The following is a 21,111-nucleotide window of genomic DNA, read 5'->3' on the forward strand; positions in this document are numbered from 1 at the left end:
TGTAGTCTCCATGGAGAAACTCCCTTTGTTCATCCATGGAAAGCCGATCACAGATCAGGGCAGGAAGGACAACGTGGGAGTGGAACATCGGTTACTACCGTCGGCACCACAGAGACGAACGTAGCTGACGGATTCACCGTTGTGGCGGTAGGCGACCTCATCGTGACCAGACCGCTCACCAGAGGACACCATCCGAGATTTGGAAACATCGTTGAGATCCTACGTGAGGCTGATGTCACCTTCGGAAACATGGAAACCAATATTTTTAACGCCCGTTCATTCAGTGGAAGCCCGCAGGCCGAACACGGCGGCGCCTATCACGGTAGTGTTCCTGAGCTCGGGCCAGACTTGAAAGCCATGGGGTTCAATCTCGTAAGCTACGCGAACAATCACACGTTCGAATGGGGTGCTGAAGGCATGCGCGAGACATGTCGGGCCCTTGATCAAAATGGGATCGTCTATGCGGGTGTCGGCGAAAACCTCTCCCAGGCGAGCGCTGCGCGCTTTCTTGAGACACCGCGAGGACGAGTGGCCTTAGTGTCGTATGCTTCCACATTCACGCCGATGTCGCGAGCCTGCGATCCGGCCGGTGAGGCGTCGGGAAGACCGGGACTCAATGCCCTCCGGTTGCGCAGAGACATAACAGTTTCTCAAACGATGCTTGACAACCTTCGACAGGTCCGAGAGGCCTTGCCGGATTATAGGCCCGGGCACGGCGATCCAGAAATCGTCGCGCTTGCCGGAGCGCGGTTCAGAGTTGGTGATCAGGTGGGCTTCAGTTACCGGCCTGATCCGAAGGATGTCGCTCGCATTCTGCGAGGCGTTCGTCAGGGCAAACAGCTGGCAGATTTCTGCATCGTTACCAATCATGGCCACGAACCTGGAAACTGGTCGCAGCGTTCGCCTGACTATGTACAGGATCTTGCTCGCAAGATGATCGATACAGGAGCAGACGCCTATATAGTGCACGGGCCCCATCAACTCAGAGGCATTGAAATCTATAAGGGTAGGCCGATTTTCTACAGTCTCGGCAACTTCATAATGGACGACCTGCGCACTCCGGTTGGAGCTGACATGTATGATGGATATGACCTGGATCCGCGTGTGAGCACCGATCCTGATGTGACCGTCTCGGAGATGTCAAAAGGATATGAGTCGGATCCAGGCTTTAGTGAACCGGTTTTCTATGAAAGCGTCGTCGCCGTCAGCCGGTTCCAACAAAATCAACTTTTCGAATTGCGCCTACATGCGATCGAGCTCGGCCATTCTAAACGATTTGCCAATAGGGGAGTTCCGAGCTTCGCCTCAGGGAATCGTGCTCGCGCAATTCTGGAGCGCCTTAAGAAACTCTCAGAGTCCTTGGGGACTGAAGTCGCCATCGAAAACGAAATCGGAATCATACGGGTCTAGCACTGCGCAGTAAGAGCGACTCCGATGAATTCGGCCGACGAAGTCCGCGGTTCGGCTTGCCCAGAACGCTTTTAACGAGGTTCTCTTTTCTTGCGTGATAGCCTGCAATTTCGCGGATATTCTGCACCACCTCCTGTCTATCTGCATGTTTTCTCTAGCTGCGGCGCGTTATGCTACGTCATCGAACCGGACCACTGGCAGGTCCTGGCGATGAATAGGGGCAGCGGCGGCCGATGATTGGAAAGCAACGCTCAGCGATCCAATCAAGCGCTGTAGGAACCGCTTGCCCCGGGATCTGAAGATCCCGCCGACTTATCGATGCAAGCCGCTCGTCGGATATCCTGAGAGGATGAATTGTGAATATCAGAGAGGACATTTTGGCAGATGTTTCGGCGAGCTTTTCCGAGACGTATTTCGAAGCCCGGGAGAAGCTCCTCGATCGCGCGGGGTCAGTTAGCTCGTATGAATCGCCCGCCAGAGGTCCAGCCGACGAAAGGCTGTTCACCGACGTGGCTTGGTTCGGTGACCCCGACGCTCAACACGTCGGCGTCCTGATATCGGGTACCCACGGCGTTGAGGGCTACTGCGGCTCGGCCGGACAGATTGATTGGATCCGTGGTGGCGGGCCCGCATCCCTTCTGCCAGGGCAAGCGATGTTAATGGTTCACGCCCTCAATCCGTACGGCTTTGCTTGGGATCGCCGTGTTACGCAGGAGGGTTGTGATCTAAATAGAAACTTCATTGATTTCAGCAAGCCCATCCCTCACAATCAAGGTTACGATGAGCTTGCGGAGCACTTGGTGCCGCAGGAGCTCGAAGGACCGACCTTCGAAGCATCGGAGACCGCAATCGCGAAGTTCCGGGAAGAGCGAGGCGAACTCGCATTCCAAACTGCGCGGAAGTCAGGCCAATATCGTCACTCCGACGGCGTATTCTTCGGCGGCTTTGGCCCAAGTCATTCTCGGGTGACGCTCGAGCGGATTGCCGAGGAGTTCGATCTAAAGTCCAGGGGCCTAGTTGTCATCGCTGACGCCCACACTGGACTTGGCCCATTCGGATACGGAGAATTACAGACCGAGCAATGCTCGGGCGTCTCAGGATATGAGCGCGCGCTGGCGATGTTCGGTCGATCGGTCACGTCGCCAGATCTTGGAACGTCGACTTCTGTTCTCGTCAATGGCTCGATCGACGAATTCTGGGAACGCCTTCTCGGAGGAAGGCACGTATACGTCGCGCTTGAATTTGGCACGTTTGACCCTGAAAATGGGCGGCGAGTGCTTCGCGAGGACCACTGGCTCGCCAAAAACCCAGGCACCGATGCTTCAACCGCAAGTGCTATTCGGCGCCGCATTCGCGAGCATTATGATCCGCGTTCACCGGATTGGCGGGAGATGGTCCTCTGGCGGAGTCGGCAAGTTCATCGCCAGATGTTTGAAGGATGACTGGTTCCTTGTTTATCTGCCGCAGACTTCGGGTTGCCAATCTTTGAAGATTGCGCAGCCGACGACTACTCACTCACTTCGATTCATGGCCTACAGTTGAGCCGCAAAAAGGGTTCAGGATGAGCAAAAAGATACTTGGAATCCTCGAGCTGGAAAACAGGCCGATTACACTCCCTGGTGCGCTATGCGCACCAGGGAGCTTTCCGTTTCCGGTAAAACGCCTCACGGTTCCTGGCGCAACCTCGAAAAGCGTTGTCGATGGCGATGAAGCGCTGAAAGACGCGTACATTAGAACGGCGCACACGTTGGCAACTGAAGGTGCTACGGCAATAACGACAAACTGCGGCTTTAGCGCGATATACCAAAACGACGTTGCGGCCGCTGTTTCTGTTCCAGTGGCGCTATCTAGTCTTCTGCTGGTACCCTTTATGGCACGTACGCTTCCGCCGGGCCGAAAAATTGGAATTCTTACTTTCGACGCCAACAAGCTGGAGGAGCGACATTTCGCTGCTGCCGGATGGTCATCGAAAGACATCGATATTGCTGTTATTGGTATCGAGGGCTCGGAAACCTGGCGTCAGCTTTCTGACCCAATTCCTGATGCCTCGTCAAAGCTCATATTAGACGACGTAACGAAGGCGGCAAATACGCTTCGTCGGCGTGAACCGACCGTAGGGGCGTTCCTTTTTGAATGCGCCGGCTTTACGCTCGCTTCAAGCACCGTTCGCCGCGAAACGGGACTGCCGGTTTGCGACTTTGTCAATTTGGGGAACATGATTGCGAGTGTGGGAATCGATTAGTCGGGGCTCATCGCGACCCCATAGAAGCAACTGTCTGTCGTTGACTTGAGATCAGCGGCAACTTTGTCTCTGGCGCTGCGCAGTAAGGATCTTTGAGAGGCCACCGCTAAAGCTAGGAAGCTTTAGTTACGCAACGCAAAGGAGTGTGTCGTGAGCGTCGACTTTGACTTTTACCTTGCTCAACGGGCAGCGCGCGAGACCGTAGAAAACGGAAGTTCACCGCAGTTCAGAGCTCTCTTTATTTCATTCTGGATGCGTTGCAAGGCGAGCGGACGAAGAACGTGGAAGTCGTCCGGCAAAGCGTGTCAATTGGCGCCGATTCCGAATAGAGATCGCGTCCCGGCAGGTGGTGTAGGTGGCTGGAGGTAGCGAAGCCGAACGCCCGCGCGCTTTTCATTGCGCGGTAGCGGGTGATCGGCTTTGCGGGCGGCCATCAGTGTTTTCCGATAGGGTCGGGTTGTCGAAGACCAACCTGACGGAAAGACCACCGATGACCAATGATATGATGAACGTGCGCTCCCTTGTTGAGAAGAGTGCTGATGCAGATTTATTGCGCGAGATGATCGGCTTTGCGGCCGAGCGGCTGACGGAGCTGGAGGTCGGCTCAGCCACGGGGGCTGACTTCGGCGAGAAGAACCCGATGCGCCTGGCACAACGCAATGGCTATCGTGACCGGGATTGGGAGACGCGGGCCGGAACCGTCGAGCTTCGCAATCCGAAGCTGCGCAAGGGCAGCTATTTTCCGAGCTTCCTCGAACCGCGTCGGATGGCCGAAAAGGCTCTGACGGCCGTTATCCAGGAGGCCTGCATCCAGGGAATTTCGACGCGTTCTGTCGATGACCTCGTCAAGGCCATGGGCATGAGCGGCATTTCCAAGAGCCAGGTGTCGCGGCTATGCGAAGAGATCGACGTCAAGGTGAAGGCGTTCCTCGACAGGCCAATTGAAGGCGAGTGGCCTACGTCTGGGTCGACGCCGACCTATCTCAAAGTTAGGCGCGGCGGACGTGTTGTTTCCGTCGCCGTCATTATCGCCGTCGGCGTCAACAGCGATGGTCGGCGCGAGGTCCTGGGCATGGAGGTCGGCACGTCGGAGGCCGAGCCGATCTGGACGGAATTCCTGCGTAGGCTGACACGCCGAGGATTGCGCGGCGTAGAACTCGTCGTCTCCGATGCCCATGAACGCCTCAAAGCTGCCGTCACCAAGGTTCTCAATGCCACCTGGCAAGGGTGCCGGGTGGGGCTGTTGAAGAAGTGCTATGTATCTGATTCAATTGAGCAGTCGTTGATTCCCTGGAGCCTCCACGATGCTCGGACGTAAGGAACGCGATCAGCTTGAACTGTACATGTGCGGCTCGCTTCGGGATCTGGTCCCCGACGATCACGTCTTGGTAAAGGTCGATCGAGTTCTCGACCTCTCCTGGCTACACGAGGAGGTGGCTGAGCTTTATGCGGCGGGCTTCGGCCGACCCGGCATCGACCCGGAAGTAGCAGTCCGACTGATGCTTGCAGGCTTTCTTCTCGGAATTGTCCATGACCGTCGGCTGATGCGCGAGGCTCAGGTAAACATCGCTATTCGCTGGTTTGGTCTGCACGAAGCTCTACCGGACCATTCGTCGTTGACCCGTATCCGTCAGCGCTGGGGTGCAGAACGTTTCCGAACTATCTTTGAGCGGACGGTAAAGGTCTGCGTAGCGGCCAAAGTCGCCAAGGGTGAGATCGTTCATGTCGACGCCTCACTTATTCGGGCCGACGTCAGTTGGGAAAGTCTGGCGGTCCGCCATATTGATGCGGTCACCGACGCCAACGAAGCCGCTGAGAGCGAACGAAAAAGCCGCAAAACAGGCAAATACAAGAAAGTCTGCGTCACCGACCCTGACGCGTCGATGGCGACCAACGGGCGTAATCGGAGACTGGAGCCGGCCTACAAGCAACATGCCGTGGTGGATGATGCTTGCGGCGTAATTTTAGATGTGGAGGTCACCACAGGCGAGATTAATGAGGGGCAAGTCATACTCAGTCGTCTCGACGCGGTCGCCGCGATGACCGGCACGATAATCAAAACGGCAACGGCCGACGCCGGCTATGCGTATGCTAAGGTGTTCGCAGGAATGGAGCAACGCGCGATCGAAGCGGTTATTCCGGCAAAAGCAGAGCCAATCCGTAGCCCTGTGCCTATGCGCCGTTTTCGTTATGACGCCAAGCACGACACCCTTAAATGTCCGCGTGGCAAGATGCTGAAGGCGGGCCGTGCCGTTAAACATGGGCGCTTCTTTACATCTCGCGCGGCCGACTGTCGGCACTGCGATCTGACTTTGCCTTTCCAATGGCCGTATGAACAAGGCGGTAGTGCTCGGCGATGACTATCCGGCACTCCTGCGAGCTCGTCGCCGAAGAGAACGATGGTCGGACGAGGACCGAGCTTTGTACCAGCGCCACCGCTGGCGCTCAGAGGGATATCACGGCGAAGCGAAGACTTGGCACGGGCTATCGAGAGCGATCCGGCGCGGCCTCATAAATATGAAAATCCAAGCCTATCTGACGGCCGCGGCAGTCAACTTGAAACGACTGGCGAGTGCTTTTCTGTCAATTTTGCTGTTCGTGGACAGCCAAGAAGCTACCAGTTCAGCCCGACATGCCTTCAAGCAAAGGAAAGTTTTTGGAATCGGCTTGTCGGTGGCTTCCGCATAGCTCCGCCGACGATTGGTTCTTCAACAGCCCCCGGGTTCACTTCATTCGGAACGTGCTGGCGCATGCCGGAAAGAGCTGTCGGCGGGTCGTATCCGCCTTCATCGCAACGGCCTTTGCCCAGGAGACGCAGCCAGCGCTCAATGGCGCAGTGTCGCCGATCACATCAGACCGAAAGTGCCCAAGCTCGCCACCATCACGGACGATGCTGACGAGGACGTGCTCGCCTACATGACCTTCCCGAAAGAGCACCGGGCAAAGCTGCACTCGACGAATCCGATTGAACGTCTCAACGGCGAAATCAAGCGCCGCACCGAGGTGGTCGGCATCTTCCCGAATTACGACGCCATCGTCCGCCTCGTTGGCGCATTGTTGCTCGAGCAAAACGATGGGTGGGCCGTACAGCGGGCCAGATATCTTACACTTGAGACCATGGCCCAAATCAGTCTGCCCGCTGTGGCACGCTGATATCCCCTCCGGCCCATGCCGGAAAGCACGGCCATCAGCCGAGAGCTACACCACGTCCAGGGACACGATCCGAATAGATGGTAACCGCGCGAGAAAGCCGTACGTCACGATTTAACACAAGGCAATTGATGGCGGCGTTTTTAAGGCGCTAGCGCCACCTGCAACTCGTCCAACCGACGGATTTCCGGGTTTTTTACTATTGATTGGTCACGCTGTGCTTGACGGAATTCGCAGGCAACCTATCGGATGAATGCCTTGATGGTGAACTTTGGGCGACTTCTCTGCGAGGTAAGATGCTCTGCTGCCGCTACTTTAACTTTACCGATGACTGTTCGTTTTCGGCCCCTGTAGCGATCTAAGAAATTCCCATAGCGCTAAGCAGAGCTCGTTCATCGGCTAATCCTCGTCGACAAAATGATCGACGAAAGTGTGCGTTCAACGCCATCGACCATTCCAATTCTGTCAACGAGTTGGTCAAGCTCTGAAATTGACGGTGCCTCAACAACTGCGATCAGGTCGAATGTGCCGCTCACGGAGTAAAGCGATTTTACGGCATGAATTCCGCGGATCGAAACGCAAACCTGAGCCAGAACTTTCGGCGCAAGTGTGATCATGACATGAGCTCTCGCCAGCCCGGATGCGTAGGCGTCCGACAATCTCAGGCCATATCCGGCAATTATACCTTGACGCTCCAAGCGGTCGATTCTTGCCTGAACGGTCGCCCTCGACAAACCGATCTTTCTTGCAAGGCCCGCTACTGGCGCGCGCGCATTTTCACCCAACAGGACCAGCAGTTCGCGGTCCTTCTCCGTAATATTCACGCGCCACCTGCCATTCTGACAATGGACTACTCCGATCTGGCTAAATTAATGGCACGTAAATAGCAATACGCCCCTTTCTTTAGAGCATCATTCTGCATCAAATTGCGAAATCCACCTCTCGATTTGAAGGGACTTCCATGAACGGTGTGGTTGCCATCGGCGCAGAAAATATCGGCGGTGTCATCGCTTTGACGCTGGCTGAAACTAGGGGTTCCAATGTAACCATGTCGGACCGCGACGAGACACAGTTGGGAAAGCTCGATAAGCACCCTACAATCTCCGGAGCAGCTTTCGAACTTGCCGATAGTCCAGCACTCGTAAGTCCGCACCGCGGCAAATTGGCAGTTCCGTCGGCGACGCCATTCAATCCTGGTGGCAAGTTCGCTGAAGATGCGCTTGAGGCGTCGGTTCACGACATTGATCTGACGGAAGACGTCGCCACGACGCAGAAGTCGAAGAAGTCGAAGAAGTCTCCAAAGCCGCAAATGTTTGGTCTGTGGTCGGCTTTCTCTCGATCGAATAGTGGCTTTGGTCGACTTCACTCCGAGACTCTTCGTCTGACGCGAGCGGTTAACTACTAAAGTATGGGCAAGCCGATTTTCAAAAGTCCTATTATCGATTCCAGGCGCGCTGTTCTTCGTAGTCTGTGCGTAGGGAGTGGCCCCAACAGCAGGCATTCTGGCCACGCGCCTTATGCCTCGCCAAACAAGACGCTTCTCCACACCATATGTTCCTGGATCTGCCTAAAGGCACCCCGCCGAGAGGATCACCCACTGCAACTTGGCCTACGCGGTCGGCTTCGGTGCTCTATTAAATCTCTGCGATGACATCTTATCGTTGAAGGCTACAGCAATGACTCAGCTCGATCGCATGGATATCGCACTACTAAAAGCTGTTCAGAATAACAATCGGCTGACATCCGACGAATTGGCCGTGATCGTACATCTGTCGCCCACAGCTTGCCAACGGCGACTCAAGCGCTTGCGAAGTGCGGGTGTTATTGAGGCGGATGTGTCGATCATCTCCCCCAAGGGCGTTGGTCGACACATCACAATGATTGTAATGGTTTCTCTCGAGCGAGAGAGAGCTGACATCGTCGACCGTTTCAAAACTGCAATACAAAATACACGTGAAGTGATGATGGGTTACTACGTAACTGGGGAAGCTGACTTCATCTTAGTCGTAACAGCCAGAGATATGGAGAACTATGAGCAGTTCACTCGTCGCTTCTTTTATGAGAATAAGGACATCAAAGGTTTCAAGACAACGGTAGTTATGGATCGGATAAAGGCGAGTTTCGCTATTCCTGTCGATGCGTGACTCCCTTGACGAGTGCTGATGCTGATTAGAGCGCTGAGCAATGATGACGATCGCCGCCAAAGCGGCACGGTTTGGGGTGGTGTGCCGGCGATTTTTCATAGTTAGTAAGATCGTTTCCGCCTGCCAGTCTAGGCACCAACTCCTTCTGTTACAGTCGGGCACGTGGGCCCGGTGCGCAGCAAACCTTTCCATTCTACAAATCTTCGCCGCATTTCTGCGCGCGAGCGCGAAGTTTACCTAAAACCTGCGGTCCCCGGCATTAAGGTTTCTGGTAGTGCCAAGTACCTGGCGAATGGGAGGGAGAACACAATGAGCTTATCGATGAATCGCAGGCGCTTCATGCAGGTCACGTCATCGGCAGTAGCAATCGGTGCGTTGTCATCTGCTTCTGGGCCTGCGCGGGCCAGCACCTCGGGCGAGCTAAGGGTAAACATGAGTGGCGGAAACTGGGGTGAAGCCTTCAAGGAAGCCTTCGTGAAGCCGTTCGAGGCAGAGACGGGGATAAGAGTTGTTCCTATTGAGCAAGACCTCTCTACATCCCACGTCGCCTTGATGGTGGAAACAAACAATGTATCAATTGATGTTATTCAAACCGTCGTTCAAGGCAATCTTCGCCAAGCCGCAGCCGGTTATCTTGAGAAAATTGATTATTCGATCTTCGACAAGGATGACTTGGACAATGTTCTGGATTATTGCAAAGAGCCATTTGGCTTCGGTCCCTATGTGTCCTCCCAGAACATGGTGTGGAATACCGAGAAATTCCCCGCGGGGAAGCCGCGCCCGTCCAATTGGGCGGAATTCTGGGATGTCGAGAAATTTCCGGGGACCCGATCGCTGGAGACCGGCGTCTGGGGAGGTGAGGGCCCCTTCGAGGAGGCGCTGCTCGCAGATGGCGTTGCGATAGATGCGCTTTATCCCATGGATATTGACCGGGTATTCGCGAGCCTGGATAGGATAAAGCTGCACATCCGCAAATGGTGGGCTAGCGGCTCCGAAATTCTGCAGATGTTGCGCGATGATGTTGTCGAGATCGCGCATTCCTACGACGGTCGAGCGAATTCTCTTATCGACGCCGGTGAGCCAATCGAAATCAATCGAAATCAGGCTAAGCTCACCTGGGATATGTATGCGATTCCCAAGGGTAGCCCCAATGTCGAACTCGCGCAGAAATTCATCGCTTCACTCGCTCGACCTGATCGACAGGCCACGTTGGCGAAGCTATTCGCGCAGTCACCTAGCAACAAAAAAGCCTATTCTCTGATCCCTGACGACATCGCGCGAAAGCTCGCTGCTCATCCCGACTATGCTTCGACCAGTTATTTCTCCAATGCGAAGTGGTATATAGAAAAAGGAGCGGATGGACTTACGAATTCTCAACGCCTTACAGAGCGTTGGAACGAATGGGTTCTTCGCTAAGGCGGCCTGTATGGCCCACGAGTACTCGCATCGTGATAAACTCCCAGCCCGACCGCTTTAAAACTCGCGGCTGGGCTGGGCCTGCGAAACAGCGCGCTAGTTTCTCCCGAAATAGAGGTGCGTGACACGGGCAACTCTGCTTACGGTCAGAGAGCACCAAGAGTAACCATTCAACCTGCGGCGGTTGCGCATGCGGTCATCAAGACGCCGCTTGAGCCGAACAATCTACATGGATGACGAGATGACGCTTCGGCAGATTGTCTCCGTCATTCGCGCTCACACTTGCAGAATCGGCACACCATGAAGGACATCACGTGGCCAATCACCTATTTGACGCAATTCGTAACGCTATTCCCTCGCGCGAAAAAGTGTTCATCGATGCCGATGATGGCATCACGTGGACTTTCGGTGACATGTTGGATTCCTCGGCCCGCATTGCGAATGTCCTAAGGAAGTTCGGTGTGGGTGCGGGTGACCGAGTTGCTGCACAGGTCGAAAAGAGTGCCGAAGCTCTCATGCTATATCTCGCCTGTGTTAGAACAGGTGCAGTCTATTTGCCGTTGAACACTGCCTACACGGCGTCGGAACTTGAATATTTCGTCGCTGACGCCGCGCCAAAGTTGGTGGTCGTCGCGCCAGAGGCCGCGGAGCGCCTTCAAGTCGTCGTCTCTCGGGCGGGCGCCCGCTTGGAGACGCTAGGTGAAAAGGCTGAGGGAACACTTTTTGAATTCGTTGCTGATCACGCAGACAACTTTGTTGACGCTGATCGGAAGCCGGAGGATCTTGCCGCAATCTTGTATACCTCCGGTACGACTGGCCGATCGAAAGGCGCGATGCTCACGCATGACAATCTACTCTCGAATGCCCTTGCACTGCAGGCAGAATGGCATTTCAACAATACCGATAGATTGATCCATGCGTTGCCGTTGTTCCACGCGCACGGTTTGTTTGTCGCGGCCAACTTAACGCTGCTTTCTGGGGCAAGCATGTACCTTCTCCGCAAATTCGACGTCGATCAGATCTTCGCTGTTCTGCCCCGAGCAACAGTCATAATGGGCGTTCCGACATTCTACACGCGCCTGCTGCAGGACGAACGTTTGACCAAGGAAGCCACGCAGCACATGCGCGTGTTTATCTCCGGTTCGGCGCCGCTCCTCGTCGACACACACCGTGCGTTCTTCGAGCGTACAGGTCAGGATATCCTGGAACGCTATGGGATGACCGAGACGATCATGATCACATCGAACCCTTACAAAGGCGCACGTGTGCCGGGGTCGGTCGGCTATGCCCTTTCAGGTGTGTCGGTGCGCGTTACAGATCCAGATACCGGGCTGTCTCTTCGGGCGGGTGAACCTGGAATGGTTGAAGTTAGAGGTCCGAACGTTTTCAAGGGCTACTGGAATATGCCTGAGAAGACAAAAGAGGAGTTTCGCTCCGACGGCTTTTTCATCACTGGTGACATCGGCATGATGGAAGCCGATGGTCGTCTGACCATTGTTGGGCGCAACAAGGATTTGATAATTTCTGGCGGCTACAACGTTTATCCCAAAGAAATAGAGCAAAAAATTGATGGGATCGAAGGCGTCGTCGAAAGCGCCGTCATTGGTCTCCCGCACCCGGATTTTGGTGAGGCTGTAACTGCCGTCGTAGTGACGGAGACGTCCGCCAACGTCAGCGAGGCGGCAATCGCGGCCAGTGTTGGGGCGCGGCTAGCTCGCTTCAAGCATCCCAAGCGAGTCATTTTGATTGAAGACTTACCGCGCAACGCCATGGGGAAAGTCCAAAAGAACGTATTGCGGGACAAATATCGAGATCTTTTTGCACAATGAGCAGCCTCAAAATCAGGTGTTGCGATGTCCCGTGAAACCCATTTCCAGCACGCCGTTGAATATGTCGAAAATGGAGCTTTGATACGCGAGCTTGCTAAGCTCGTAGCGCGTCCCTCTATTAGTCAGAGCGAGGGTTTGCCGGAGAATTTGGAAGCGTATCTAAAAAAAGATCTCAAGCCATTGTTAGTGCGCTTCGGTTTTGTCGCTGACATCTACGACAATCCGCTCCCTGGGGGCGCGCCGTTGCTTCTAGGAGGACATTTCGAAGACGACGCCTTGCCGACGGTGCTTTTGTACGGACATGGCGATGTGTGTAACGGTGAGCAGCACCGCTGGCGCGACGACCTGCGGCCTTTCGAACTCACTCAAGAAGGGGACCGGCTCTACGGCCGGGGAACGGCCGATAACAAAATCCAACACCTCATAAATATCGTTGCACTAGGCCTGCTCGTGCAGACCAACGGCAAACTTGGCTTTAACGTCAAATTCCTTTTGGAAATGGGGGAAGAAAGAGGGTCGATTGGACTGCGGGAGTTTGTGGAGGAAAACCGCGATAAGCTTGTTGCCGATGTCTTCATCGGATCCGATGGACCGCGGCTCTCGACTGACATTCCAACCGTGTTCTTAGGCTCCAGAGGCACCGTCGAATTCGAAATGTCCGTACGGGCACGGGATCGTGGTTATCATTCGGGCAATTTTGGAGGTCTGTTGGCAGACCCGGCCATCATTCTTGCCCATGCGATAGCAAGCATTACGAACGCACGGGGGAGAATACGCATTCCTGAGTGGCTGCCTGACAGTTTGAGCGAAGATGTCCGCGCGACTCTCGCTGATCTTCCGTCGCCATTGAACGATCTTGATTGGGGAGAAACATCTCTTTCGCCATCAGAACGAGTTTTCGGCTGGAATTCGTTTTCAGTGCTTGCGATGTCCTCGGGCTCAATAGACGCTCCTCAATCGGCTATTTCCGCAGTAGCGCGGGCTGTTGGACAACTGCGTTTTGTAGTCGGTACCAACATGCGAGACATATTGCCGGCTCTAAGGCGTTACCTGGACGCCCATGGCTTCGATATGGTTGAGGTGTCGCAGACCGACGATGCCTTCAAGGCGACCCGGCTGTCTCCAAGCCACCCCTGGGTGCGGTTTGTTTGTAACTCAATCGAAAAGGCTGTAGACAAAAGGCCGCACGTGTTACCAAATTTGGGAGGCTCGCTGCCGAACGATCTCTTTGCAGACGTACTTGGTTTGCCCACGATCTGGATTCCACACTCATATGCCGGAAGCGGCCAGCATGGTCCTGACGAGCATGCCCTTCTTTCGATCGCTCGTGAGGCAATGAAGATCATGACAGGCATTTTTCTCGACATAGCCGAGCATGCGCGCGAGATTAGGATGGCCGACAAAGGGGACGGGCCGATCGATTAGTGAGGATAGTGGGAGCGGAATCTCGACCACATGGTGACCGAAAATTGAGAAGCCGACCGCCTCAGCTCTCGTTTCCGCATCCGCACATCGCGCGGATCGACTTTAGGCGGCCAAAGGAAGCCAACCGGCTTGAGGCAGCGGATTTAAGGTTACTGCAGTCTTATCTTTCGGCCTGTGACGCCAATGAGGACCTACACGTCCTGCTCATCACATCCTGTGGTACTACGTTCAGTTCTGGCTTTGATTTGCGAACTCTCAAACAGCAGGCCGCATCCGCGCGGACTGACGAAGTGGCGGTTTTGGAAAGCTTCATCGACCGCCTGGCGGCGTCACGCCTGATTACTATTGCTGCTTTAAACGGATTGGCAATCGGAGCTGCCTCCGATCTCGTACTTGCCTGCGACCTGCGTCTTGCGACTGTAACGGCCGGCATCCGTATGCCTGCCGCCCGCTTTGGTATGCCGCTTTACTTGGGAGCATTGCGTCGCTATTTACTGGCGTTCGGACCTGCCGAGCAAAGCATCTGATCTTAACGGGGAAACCAGCTTACTCCGAGGAACTACAAAGGCTAGGCATCGTAAGCGAGATCGTACCGCCGGAAAGGCTGGAATCGAGAGCACTCGAATTCGCAAAATATATCTCATCAATGCCGCCGTTACCTCTACAGGCGATGAAGCAGGCAATTGATGGCCTTGCTCAGGGCGCGTTCGACGACGGCAAAATGAGTATCGCACTTGAACAGGCTTTTGATGGACAGCAGATCGTCAAGCTTATCGAAGCTATGCGCCCTAGCGAGTAGCCTACCAGATTAGCAGGACCCTGCTAAAAAAATGCAGTTCAATAATTTAGCCCGACAGGGCGGGTCAGGTGGTGCGGAGATCTCGCCCTTGCTGCGTCGCGCAGGGTAACTGTTGAGGGACCTTGAACGTTGAATTTTTTTGGCGCGACCTTCCGATAAAAGCCAACGATGTATTCGCCCGCCCCCGAACCACTTCGGAATGGGGGGCGTGGCTGAAGCTGTGCGCCATTGCGGGCTAAACCGCTGTCTGCTTGGGAAGCTCCCGGAGAGCCTCCACTTTAAGTTCGTGGCAGCGCAATGGCGCAAGCTCCTGCTTAGCCTATCTCTCCTGTGCTCCCGCTATGACCCGTGGCTGTCGACCCCGCCAGGAGCAGGCCTCTTCCAAGTCTCTGGAGATACGTACCAATGTCGCTTCGTCGCCGAACCTGCCAACAATTTGAAGCCCAATCGGTAAGCCGTTGGCGCTGTGAGCCAGTGGTAGCGACACCGATGGGTGTCCGGTTACGTTGAAAACACCCAGATATTGATAGAATGAGTTGTCCGCCTCGAGAAATTCTTCCGCGGACAATGCTGGATTGGTAGTACTGTAGATACCGCCGTGCGGTGGAGCCACAGTAGGCATTGTCGGCGTCAGCAGGATGTCAAACGGCTCAATCGCCTGACCCACATCGAAACGGAACTTCCTCATGTTGTCCAGGTGCTTGCCGATGTCTACGGGCTCAGAACCTTGGCCAAATTCAATTAACTTCAGAGTGATGGGTTCCAAAGTATCTGCGTCTAGTGGGCGACCCATTTCACGAGCCGTCTCCTCCAGCGAATTTGCACCGAGGATAGTGTTGGCAAGTGAGATCTTCATTTTTTCGGCTTGATCGTAGGGGGACAACATTTCGCTGACGCGATGGCCCATATCTTGAAGAAGCGAAGCTATTCGATCGACTGCTTGAAGGATCTCCGGGTCCAAATCAACTGCGCCCCATTCGGTGCGCGCGACCCCAACCCGCAGAGTGCCAGTAGGTCGAGTCAATTGTTGAACATAAGGCCGATCTGGCTGGATAATTATGAATGGATCGCCAGGATGAGGACCTGAAAAAACGTCCAACGCAGCTGCCATGTCACGGACTGACTTGCATAGAACAAATGGGCGGACGAATCCGAAAGCAGCATCCTGCCCCATTGGTCCACCAGATATCCGTCCGCGAGATGGGTTGAGGCCCACGAGTCCACACCAGGCCGCTGGAATGCGGATTGAGCCACCACCATCGCTACCATGGGCAATCGGCGTAATGCCTGCTGCAACGGCCGCCGCGGACCCCCCGGACGACCCGCCTGCGGTGCGTTGGACATCCCACGGATTTGCAGTGATGCCATTTAGGACGGACTCGCTCATCCCCGCTTCGCCCAGTTCCGTCGGCGTTGTTCTTCCAAGGCAGCGCAGTCCACCAGCCCGTGCGCGCTGGAGAAAGTAGCTATCGGTCGAAGGGCGGTTGCCCTTAAAGAGCCGACTTCCCTTTTCCTGTAGCCTTCCGGCCTCGCTACAGCCGAGATCCTTGCGCAGAAAGGGCACGCCGTGGAAGGGGCCTCCATCGGCACCCGCAACCGTTTCGGCGTCTTCATAGAATTCGATCACGGCATTTACTATGGGGTTCACGTCATCATGCGCTTCCCGAGCCAACCGCGCCAACTCCGCAGGTTTCATCTCCCCAGCGCTCACCAGGGTCGCTAGTCCCGTTGCGTCAAATTCCGTGTATTCAGTCAGTCTCATCCCATCCTCCACTATAGTGCCAGTCAGAGTAGCCTCTGTCCTTCGGTCAAGCGTAAATGGGAAAACCGGAGCTTTCGCAGCGTTTTGCAGATGGAATGAAGGCGGACGCCGCGTACTCCTTCGCATTATGCAGGATTCCGCGAATTCGCTCTATGCGAAGCTGTCGTACTTTCGAAGGAAATATCGGACCTTTCGTGACCTATCGTACGGGCGAGTGCATCCCGTGAATTGACATGCCGGCCGCCGCGCTGAGCAACTGGAGCTCGCCTTGTCTACTATGACGAAACCCGCTGCGATAGATCTAGTGACAGCGCTGGCCCGTGCATGCGAACTGTCCGGGTGGCCCATACAACTAGCGAAGATGTAGGGCAGATCCGCGTCGTCAGAGCAGACCTCACATTTCTAAAGCAACGATTGACCGCCATTTTCGGCAATCAACTTCCGCTAGTCGGTCGGTGCGTTTCATGAACTCTACGACACGCTACCCGCAACGTGCATCTGCGTGTGGGATTAATGCGCAGAAAACCTTCCCATTTTCCGAAACTTCGCCGTATTCCTGCGTGCGAGCATGAAGATCACCGAAAATCTGCGGGCCACCCCACTAAGGTCTCAGATAGCAAGGGCTTGGCGAATGGGAGGGAGAACACAATGAGTTTATTAATCAATCGCAGGCACTTCATGCAGGCGACGTCATCGGCAGTAGCGTTCGGTGCGTTGTCATCCGCTTCTGGGCTTGCTCGGGCCGGCACGGCGGGCGAGCTACGGGTAAACATGAGCGGCGGAAACTGGGCGGAAGTCTTTAAGGAAGCCTTCGTCAAGCCATTCGAGGCAGAGACGGGGATAAGAGTCGTTCCTATCGAGCAAGACCTCTCCACGTCGCAGATTGGTTTGATGGTGGAGTCAAATAATGTCTCGATTGATATCGTCCAAGCTGTCGCTCAAGACCATCTAGTCCAAGCCGCAGCCGGCTATCTTGAAAGGATCGATTATTCGATCTTTAACAAGGATGATCTGGATAATACACTAGACTATTGCAAGGAACCATTCGGCTTCGGGCCCTATGTGTCCTCCCAGAACATGGTGTGGAATACCGAGAAATTCCCCGCGGGGAAGCCGCGCCCGTCCAATTGGGCGGAATTCTGGGATGTCGAGAAATTTCCGGGGACCCGATCGCTGGAGACAGGCGCATGGGGAGGTGAGGGCCCCTTCGAGGAGGCGCTGCTTGCAGATGGTGTTGCCATGGACGCGCTCTACCCAATGGACATTGACCGGGTCTTTGCCAGCCTGGACAAGATAAAGCCGCACATTCGCAAATGGTGGGCAAGCGGCTCCGAAATTCTGCAGATGTTGCGCGATGATGTTGTCGAGATCGCGCATTCCTACGACGGTCGAGCGAATTCTCTTATCGACGCCGGTGAGCCAATCGAAATCAATCGCAATCAGGCCAAGCTCACTTGGGACATCTATGCGATCCCCAAGGGGAGTCCCAATGGGGAACTCGCGCAGAAATTCATCGCTTCACTCGCTCGACCTGATCGACAGGCGACGTTGGCGAAGCTATTCGCGCAGTCACCTAGCAACAAAAAAGCCTATTCTCTGATCCCTGACGACATCGCGCGAAAGCTAGCTGCTCATCCCGACTATGCCTCGATCAGCTACCCCTCAAATCCGAAGTGGTATGCAGAAGTGGGGCCAGACGGCCTTACAAATTCTCAACGCCTGACAGAGCGTTGGCAGGAATGGATTCTTCGCTAAGCAGCCTAACGACAACAGCTTTTGCCATTGAAGCGTGACGCATTTCATCCTGCGATTGCTTCAATGGCATCGCCAGCATACCCATTGGGAGTATTAGTAAATGACGATACATCCAAGCAATACAGTCTTGGTTGAGGATATGCCTTCGAAGAGCATTTCTTCGACAGGCGCGCAAATTGAGTTCCGGGCCGTGACTAAAATGTATGGAGCTCTTGCTGCCGTTAGAGAATTGTCTCTAACAGTTCGTCAGGGTGAGTTCCTCACGATCCTGGGTCCGAGCGGTTCGGGCAAAACCACAGCACTAATGCTGCTTGCCGGTTTTATAGCGCCTACGTCAGGTGATATCCGCATATCGGGAAAGTCGGTTGGCAAAGTACCTTCTTATCGGCGCGACCAGGGCATCGTATTTCAGAACTATGCCCTCTTTCCGCATCTCACCGTGCGCCGCAACTTAGAATTTCCCCTTGAGATGCGTGGCATTAAGGCAGTCGAGCGGGCGGAGTTTACCGATCGGATGCTCCAGCGCGTACATCTTGAAGAATTCGGCAACAGAATGCCATCGCAACTTAGCGGGGGTCAGCAACAGCGAGTGGCCCTCGCGCGCGCACTGATTGCCGATCCGCCTGTTCTGTTGTTGGACGAGCCGCTGGGCGCACTAGACCGCAACCTACGTGAGCAGATGCAGCTCGAAATCAAACGCCTGCACAAGGAGTTTGGAAAGACTACGATATGCGTTACCCACGATCAGGACGAAGCACTTACATTGTCGGATCGCATTGTGGTAATGCGCGCGGGGCAAATTGAGCAGACCGACACTCCACAAGCGTTGTACGACAGGCCAGCCACACGCTTTGTGGCGAATTTCCTGGGCGAAGCCAACATCTTTGATAATCCCGGGTTCGAACTACAATCCGACGCCACCCCATCAACCGGAACCGTCGCGATGATACGCCCGGAGCGGATCTCTGTCGCTAGCGTCGATGCGCCCAAGCGCCCGGACGCGGAGAGGCGTCAGTTCGTGACCGGCGTTATAGCCGACATGATCTATGCGGGTCCTCTGCGGAAGTATCAGGTGCTTGTCGGCAACAGCGTTCTCGCAGTTCGTGAACACGTGGCATCGGACCAGCAGATCTTCGGAGCCGGCGACAAAGTACGGCTTGATTGGCTGCGATCCGACCTGCGATTTGTGAAGGTGTGAGCTGATGGAAATAGTTCAAAAGCTCGGGCGGATGCCCATCGTGCTGGTGGTCCCCGCGCTCGCAATTCTGCTCTCGGTAGTTGGGTTGCCGCTCTTCCAACTTTTCTTGGATAGCTTCAATGCGCCGGAATTCTCGATAACGAACTATCAAGCATTCTTCGGCAAATCGGGGTGGCCCGTCCTCATCCAAACGATTACGATAAGTTTGGTTGTGACTGCAATCTGCCTTATCGTCGGGTATCCTCTGGCATACCTTATTATGTCGACGTCCAAGCGCCTGCGCGTCATACTTATCGTACTCATCGTCCTTCCTTGGCTGACGAGTGCTTTGGTGCGCACTTATGCTTGGACGGTGATTCTAGGCGATCACGGTGTGATCAACAGTCTGCTGCTCGACCTCGGTGTAATCAGCAGTCCGCTTTCGCTCATCTACAACCGGTTCGGCGCTTATGTCGGCATGGTGCATATCATGCTTCCGACGATGATCTTGCCACTGCTTAGCGTTATGAACGGTATCGATAAGTCTCTTATGGAAGCAGCCCGAAGCATGGGCGCGCGCCCGTTTGAGGCATTCTGGCGCATTTTCGTACCGCTCAGTTTGCCCGGCGTGCGCAGCGGCTCCTTGTTGGTTTTCGTCGTTTGCCTTGGTTTCTACATTACTCCGCAGGCACTAGGCGGCCTTCGTGAAATCATGCTGGCGACCTACATTGCCGAAACGTTTAGAAGTACCTCGAATTTGCCCGCTATCGCCACGTCGGCATTCATACTTTTGGCCCTCGCAATGCTCGTTTTGTCGATATTCGGCCTCGACCTTTCCGGTGGAAAGGCTTCGGACGCTTCGATTGTTCGGACAACTTGGCTGAACCGCATCAATCCACTGAGAAGGGTAGCGGACAAAGCGACAAATCACCATCGTTCAAAGCGCTGGACTGCTGAGTTATATCAAAGCGCTCGGCCCAGTGTCTGGGCGCGGATTGTAGGGGGCTTGTATGTTGTGCTTGCTATGGCTTTCCTTCAGTTCCCTGGCCTGGTGATCGTGGTGATGTCGTTCAGCGCTGGGGCCTTTTTGGAGTTTCCCCCCGCTGGCTTCTCATTGAAGTGGTATTACGTATTGTTAGGGGATGCGGGATGGATGGACGCCTTTCTCACCAGCTTAAAACTCGGTGTCGCCGTCGCCATCTTGTCGACGATAACCGGTACGCTGGCGGCATACGGCATTGACCGCACATCGCCACGTCTCCGCAACATTCTAACCATGGCCATTGTAACCCCCATCACCGCTCCTGTCATTGTTATGGGCGTCGCAGCTTACTTTGGGCTCCTGCATCTTGGATTGATTGGATCAACTATAGGGGTCGTTCTTGCTCACAGTGGTGGTGCAATCGCGTTGGTCGTTGTTACAGTCTCGGCGACGTTTGCGAACTTTGACAAGCAGTTGGAGCGCGCGGCTTTGAGCATGCGGGCCGATCCTCTCCGGACCTTTGTAAGGGTCACGCTTCCGCTGATACGTCCAGGTATTATCGGTGGGGCGATGTTCGCCTTCATTTCCTCTTTCGACGAAGTTATTGTTACGTCACTGGTTGGTGGATTTTCTGTCTACACCCTGCCGCTAAAGATGCTGGAAAACCTAAAGCAACAGATTGATCCGACACTGGCTGCAGTGGGATCGTTACTTACGCTGATGCCGTTGCTGTGGCTTGTTGCTCTCTATCTCACCTGGTGGCGAAAGAGACTTACGTCCCAGACGTCGTCGCTGAAAGAAGCTTAAATTCGGCGCTCAAACCGATTTTTAAGCATGGGTAATCCAGCGGGCTGAGTAAGCAGCCCCGCTGGCTTCCGTGACATAGGTTCCGTCCGGCTTGGTGGTTGAACCGCTTGTCGTTGCTTAGAGCGGGATGATTTTAGGTGGAATCGCAATTGGGATTCCCTTTTGGAGGCAAATCAGATTCATCCTTCTGGCCGGTAAGGAGGCCGGTCTGGA

15 protein-coding genes and 4 pseudogenes are annotated in these 21,111 nt (G+C 54.9%); 17 read left to right on the top strand and 2 right to left on the bottom strand.

What is annotated here, in order from left to right; translation table 11 throughout:
- From GGI60_RS31085 to GGI60_RS31110, 6 genes and pseudogenes are all read left to right on the top strand, one after another.
- Nucleotides 1-1,410: CapA family protein (locus GGI60_RS31085; protein WP_210314639.1), on the top strand; the 1,410-nt coding region annotated here is incomplete at its 5' end.
- Between the two features lie 356 nt (nucleotides 1,411-1,766).
- On the top strand, nucleotides 1,767-2,852 hold the full coding sequence (locus tag GGI60_RS31090; RefSeq protein ID WP_312862830.1) for a M14 family metallopeptidase: 1,086 nt from the start codon (nucleotides 1,767-1,769) through the stop codon (nucleotides 2,850-2,852).
- Nucleotides 2,853-2,971: 119 nt separating this feature from the next.
- The gene (locus GGI60_RS31095) at nucleotides 2,972-3,652 is read left to right on the top strand and encodes a hypothetical protein (RefSeq protein ID WP_183920346.1); all 681 of its coding nucleotides are present in this window, start codon (nucleotides 2,972-2,974) and stop codon (nucleotides 3,650-3,652) included.
- A 490-nt stretch (nucleotides 3,653-4,142) separates the two neighbouring features.
- Nucleotides 4,143-4,901 (top strand): annotated as a pseudogene (locus tag GGI60_RS31100) (IS256 family transposase); the annotation flags it as partial.
- A gap of 55 nt (nucleotides 4,902-4,956) precedes the next feature.
- Nucleotides 4,957-6,340, top strand: a pseudogene (locus GGI60_RS31105) (transposase).
- 31 nt (nucleotides 6,341-6,371) lie between these two features.
- Nucleotides 6,372-6,805, top strand: a pseudogene (locus GGI60_RS31110) (transposase); the annotation flags it as partial.
- Between the two features lie 389 nt (nucleotides 6,806-7,194).
- On the opposite strand, the gene GGI60_RS31115 reads toward GGI60_RS31110, so the two are convergent.
- A complete protein-coding gene (locus GGI60_RS31115; RefSeq protein WP_183920348.1) occupies nucleotides 7,195-7,626 on the bottom strand; it encodes an Lrp/AsnC family transcriptional regulator in 432 nt (143 codons plus the stop codon).
- Nucleotides 7,627-7,763: 137 nt separating this feature from the next.
- Here GGI60_RS31115 and GGI60_RS31120 point away from each other — a divergent pair, with 137 nt between their 5' ends.
- From GGI60_RS31120 to GGI60_RS32595, 8 genes and pseudogenes are all read left to right on the top strand, one after another.
- Nucleotides 7,764-8,207: a hypothetical protein gene (locus GGI60_RS31120; protein WP_183920350.1), complete on the top strand. Its 444-nt coding sequence runs from the start codon at nucleotides 7,764-7,766 to the stop codon at nucleotides 8,205-8,207.
- Between the two features lie 271 nt (nucleotides 8,208-8,478).
- Nucleotides 8,479-8,946 carry an Lrp/AsnC family transcriptional regulator gene (locus tag GGI60_RS31125; RefSeq protein WP_183920352.1) on the top strand — a complete coding sequence of 156 codons (468 nt, stop codon included), beginning with the start codon at nucleotides 8,479-8,481 and terminating at the stop codon, nucleotides 8,944-8,946.
- Between the two features lie 309 nt (nucleotides 8,947-9,255).
- Nucleotides 9,256-10,362 (top strand): ABC transporter substrate-binding protein, encoded by a 1,107-nt coding sequence (locus GGI60_RS31130; RefSeq protein ID WP_183920354.1) that lies wholly within the window; start codon nucleotides 9,256-9,258, stop codon nucleotides 10,360-10,362.
- A gap of 314 nt (nucleotides 10,363-10,676) precedes the next feature.
- Nucleotides 10,677-12,191, top strand: coding sequence for a malonyl-CoA synthase (locus GGI60_RS31135; protein ID WP_183920356.1), 1,515 nt, complete (start codon nucleotides 10,677-10,679; stop codon nucleotides 12,189-12,191).
- A gap of 24 nt (nucleotides 12,192-12,215) precedes the next feature.
- Nucleotides 12,216-13,616: a M20 family metallopeptidase gene (locus GGI60_RS31140; protein WP_183920358.1), complete on the top strand. Its 1,401-nt coding sequence runs from the start codon at nucleotides 12,216-12,218 to the stop codon at nucleotides 13,614-13,616.
- 44 nt (nucleotides 13,617-13,660) lie between these two features.
- Nucleotides 13,661-14,143: an enoyl-CoA hydratase/isomerase family protein gene (locus GGI60_RS31145; RefSeq protein WP_183920360.1), complete on the top strand. Its 483-nt coding sequence runs from the start codon at nucleotides 13,661-13,663 to the stop codon at nucleotides 14,141-14,143.
- A pseudogene (locus GGI60_RS32875) lies at nucleotides 14,143-14,244 on the top strand (hypothetical protein); the annotation flags it as partial. The gene GGI60_RS31145 and the pseudogene GGI60_RS32875, both read left to right, overlap by 1 nt.
- A gap of 42 nt (nucleotides 14,245-14,286) precedes the next feature.
- A complete protein-coding gene (locus GGI60_RS32595; protein WP_281414088.1) occupies nucleotides 14,287-14,415 on the top strand; it encodes a hypothetical protein in 129 nt (42 codons plus the stop codon).
- Between the two features lie 319 nt (nucleotides 14,416-14,734).
- Here the strand turns inward: GGI60_RS32595 and GGI60_RS31150 are convergent, their stop codons facing one another.
- Complete coding sequence (locus GGI60_RS31150) at nucleotides 14,735-16,177, bottom strand: amidase (protein WP_183920362.1); 1,443 nt, start codon at nucleotides 16,175-16,177, stop codon at nucleotides 14,735-14,737.
- A 648-nt stretch (nucleotides 16,178-16,825) separates the two neighbouring features.
- Here GGI60_RS31150 and GGI60_RS31155 point away from each other — a divergent pair.
- The 3 genes from GGI60_RS31155 (at nucleotide 16,826) to GGI60_RS31165 (ending at nucleotide 20,898) form a co-directional block, all read left to right on the top strand.
- Nucleotides 16,826-17,932 carry an ABC transporter substrate-binding protein gene (locus GGI60_RS31155; protein WP_183920364.1) on the top strand — a complete coding sequence of 369 codons (1,107 nt, stop codon included), beginning with the start codon at nucleotides 16,826-16,828 and terminating at the stop codon, nucleotides 17,930-17,932.
- Nucleotides 17,933-18,071: 139 nt separating this feature from the next.
- Nucleotides 18,072-19,130: an ABC transporter ATP-binding protein gene (locus tag GGI60_RS31160; protein WP_183920370.1), complete on the top strand. Its 1,059-nt coding sequence runs from the start codon at nucleotides 18,072-18,074 to the stop codon at nucleotides 19,128-19,130.
- A 4-nt stretch (nucleotides 19,131-19,134) separates the two neighbouring features.
- Entirely contained in the window at nucleotides 19,135-20,898 is a 1,764-nt protein-coding gene (locus GGI60_RS31165) for an ABC transporter permease subunit (protein WP_183920366.1), read from the top strand.
- Nucleotides 20,899-21,111 lie beyond the last annotated feature (213 nt).

The organism is Rhizobium lentis, assembly GCF_014200175.1.
Classification (GTDB): domain Bacteria; phylum Pseudomonadota; class Alphaproteobacteria; order Rhizobiales; family Rhizobiaceae; genus Rhizobium; species Rhizobium mulingense.

What these genes read in the sequence shown, in the direction of transcription:
- GGI60_RS31095 (WP_183920346.1), top strand. Translation starts at nt 2,972, where the DNA reads ATGAGCAAAAAGATACTTGGAATCCTCGAGCTGGAAAACAGGCCGATT.
- GGI60_RS31120 (WP_183920350.1), top strand. Translation starts at nt 7,764, where the DNA reads ATGAACGGTGTGGTTGCCATCGGCGCAGAAAATATCGGCGGTGTCATC.
- GGI60_RS31125 (WP_183920352.1), top strand. Translation starts at nt 8,479, where the DNA reads ATGACTCAGCTCGATCGCATGGATATCGCACTACTAAAAGCTGTTCAG.
- GGI60_RS31130 (WP_183920354.1), top strand. Translation starts at nt 9,256, where the DNA reads ATGAGCTTATCGATGAATCGCAGGCGCTTCATGCAGGTCACGTCATCG.
- GGI60_RS31140 (WP_183920358.1), top strand. Translation starts at nt 12,216, where the DNA reads ATGTCCCGTGAAACCCATTTCCAGCACGCCGTTGAATATGTCGAAAAT.
- GGI60_RS32595 (WP_281414088.1), top strand. Translation starts at nt 14,287, where the DNA reads ATGAAGCAGGCAATTGATGGCCTTGCTCAGGGCGCGTTCGACGACGGC.
- GGI60_RS31150 (WP_183920362.1), bottom strand. Translation starts at nt 16,177, where the DNA reads ATGAGACTGACTGAATACACGGAATTTGACGCAACGGGACTAGCGACC.
- GGI60_RS31155 (WP_183920364.1), top strand. Translation starts at nt 16,826, where the DNA reads ATGAGTTTATTAATCAATCGCAGGCACTTCATGCAGGCGACGTCATCG.
- GGI60_RS31160 (WP_183920370.1), top strand. Translation starts at nt 18,072, where the DNA reads ATGCCTTCGAAGAGCATTTCTTCGACAGGCGCGCAAATTGAGTTCCGG.
- GGI60_RS31165 (WP_183920366.1), top strand. Translation starts at nt 19,135, where the DNA reads ATGGAAATAGTTCAAAAGCTCGGGCGGATGCCCATCGTGCTGGTGGTC.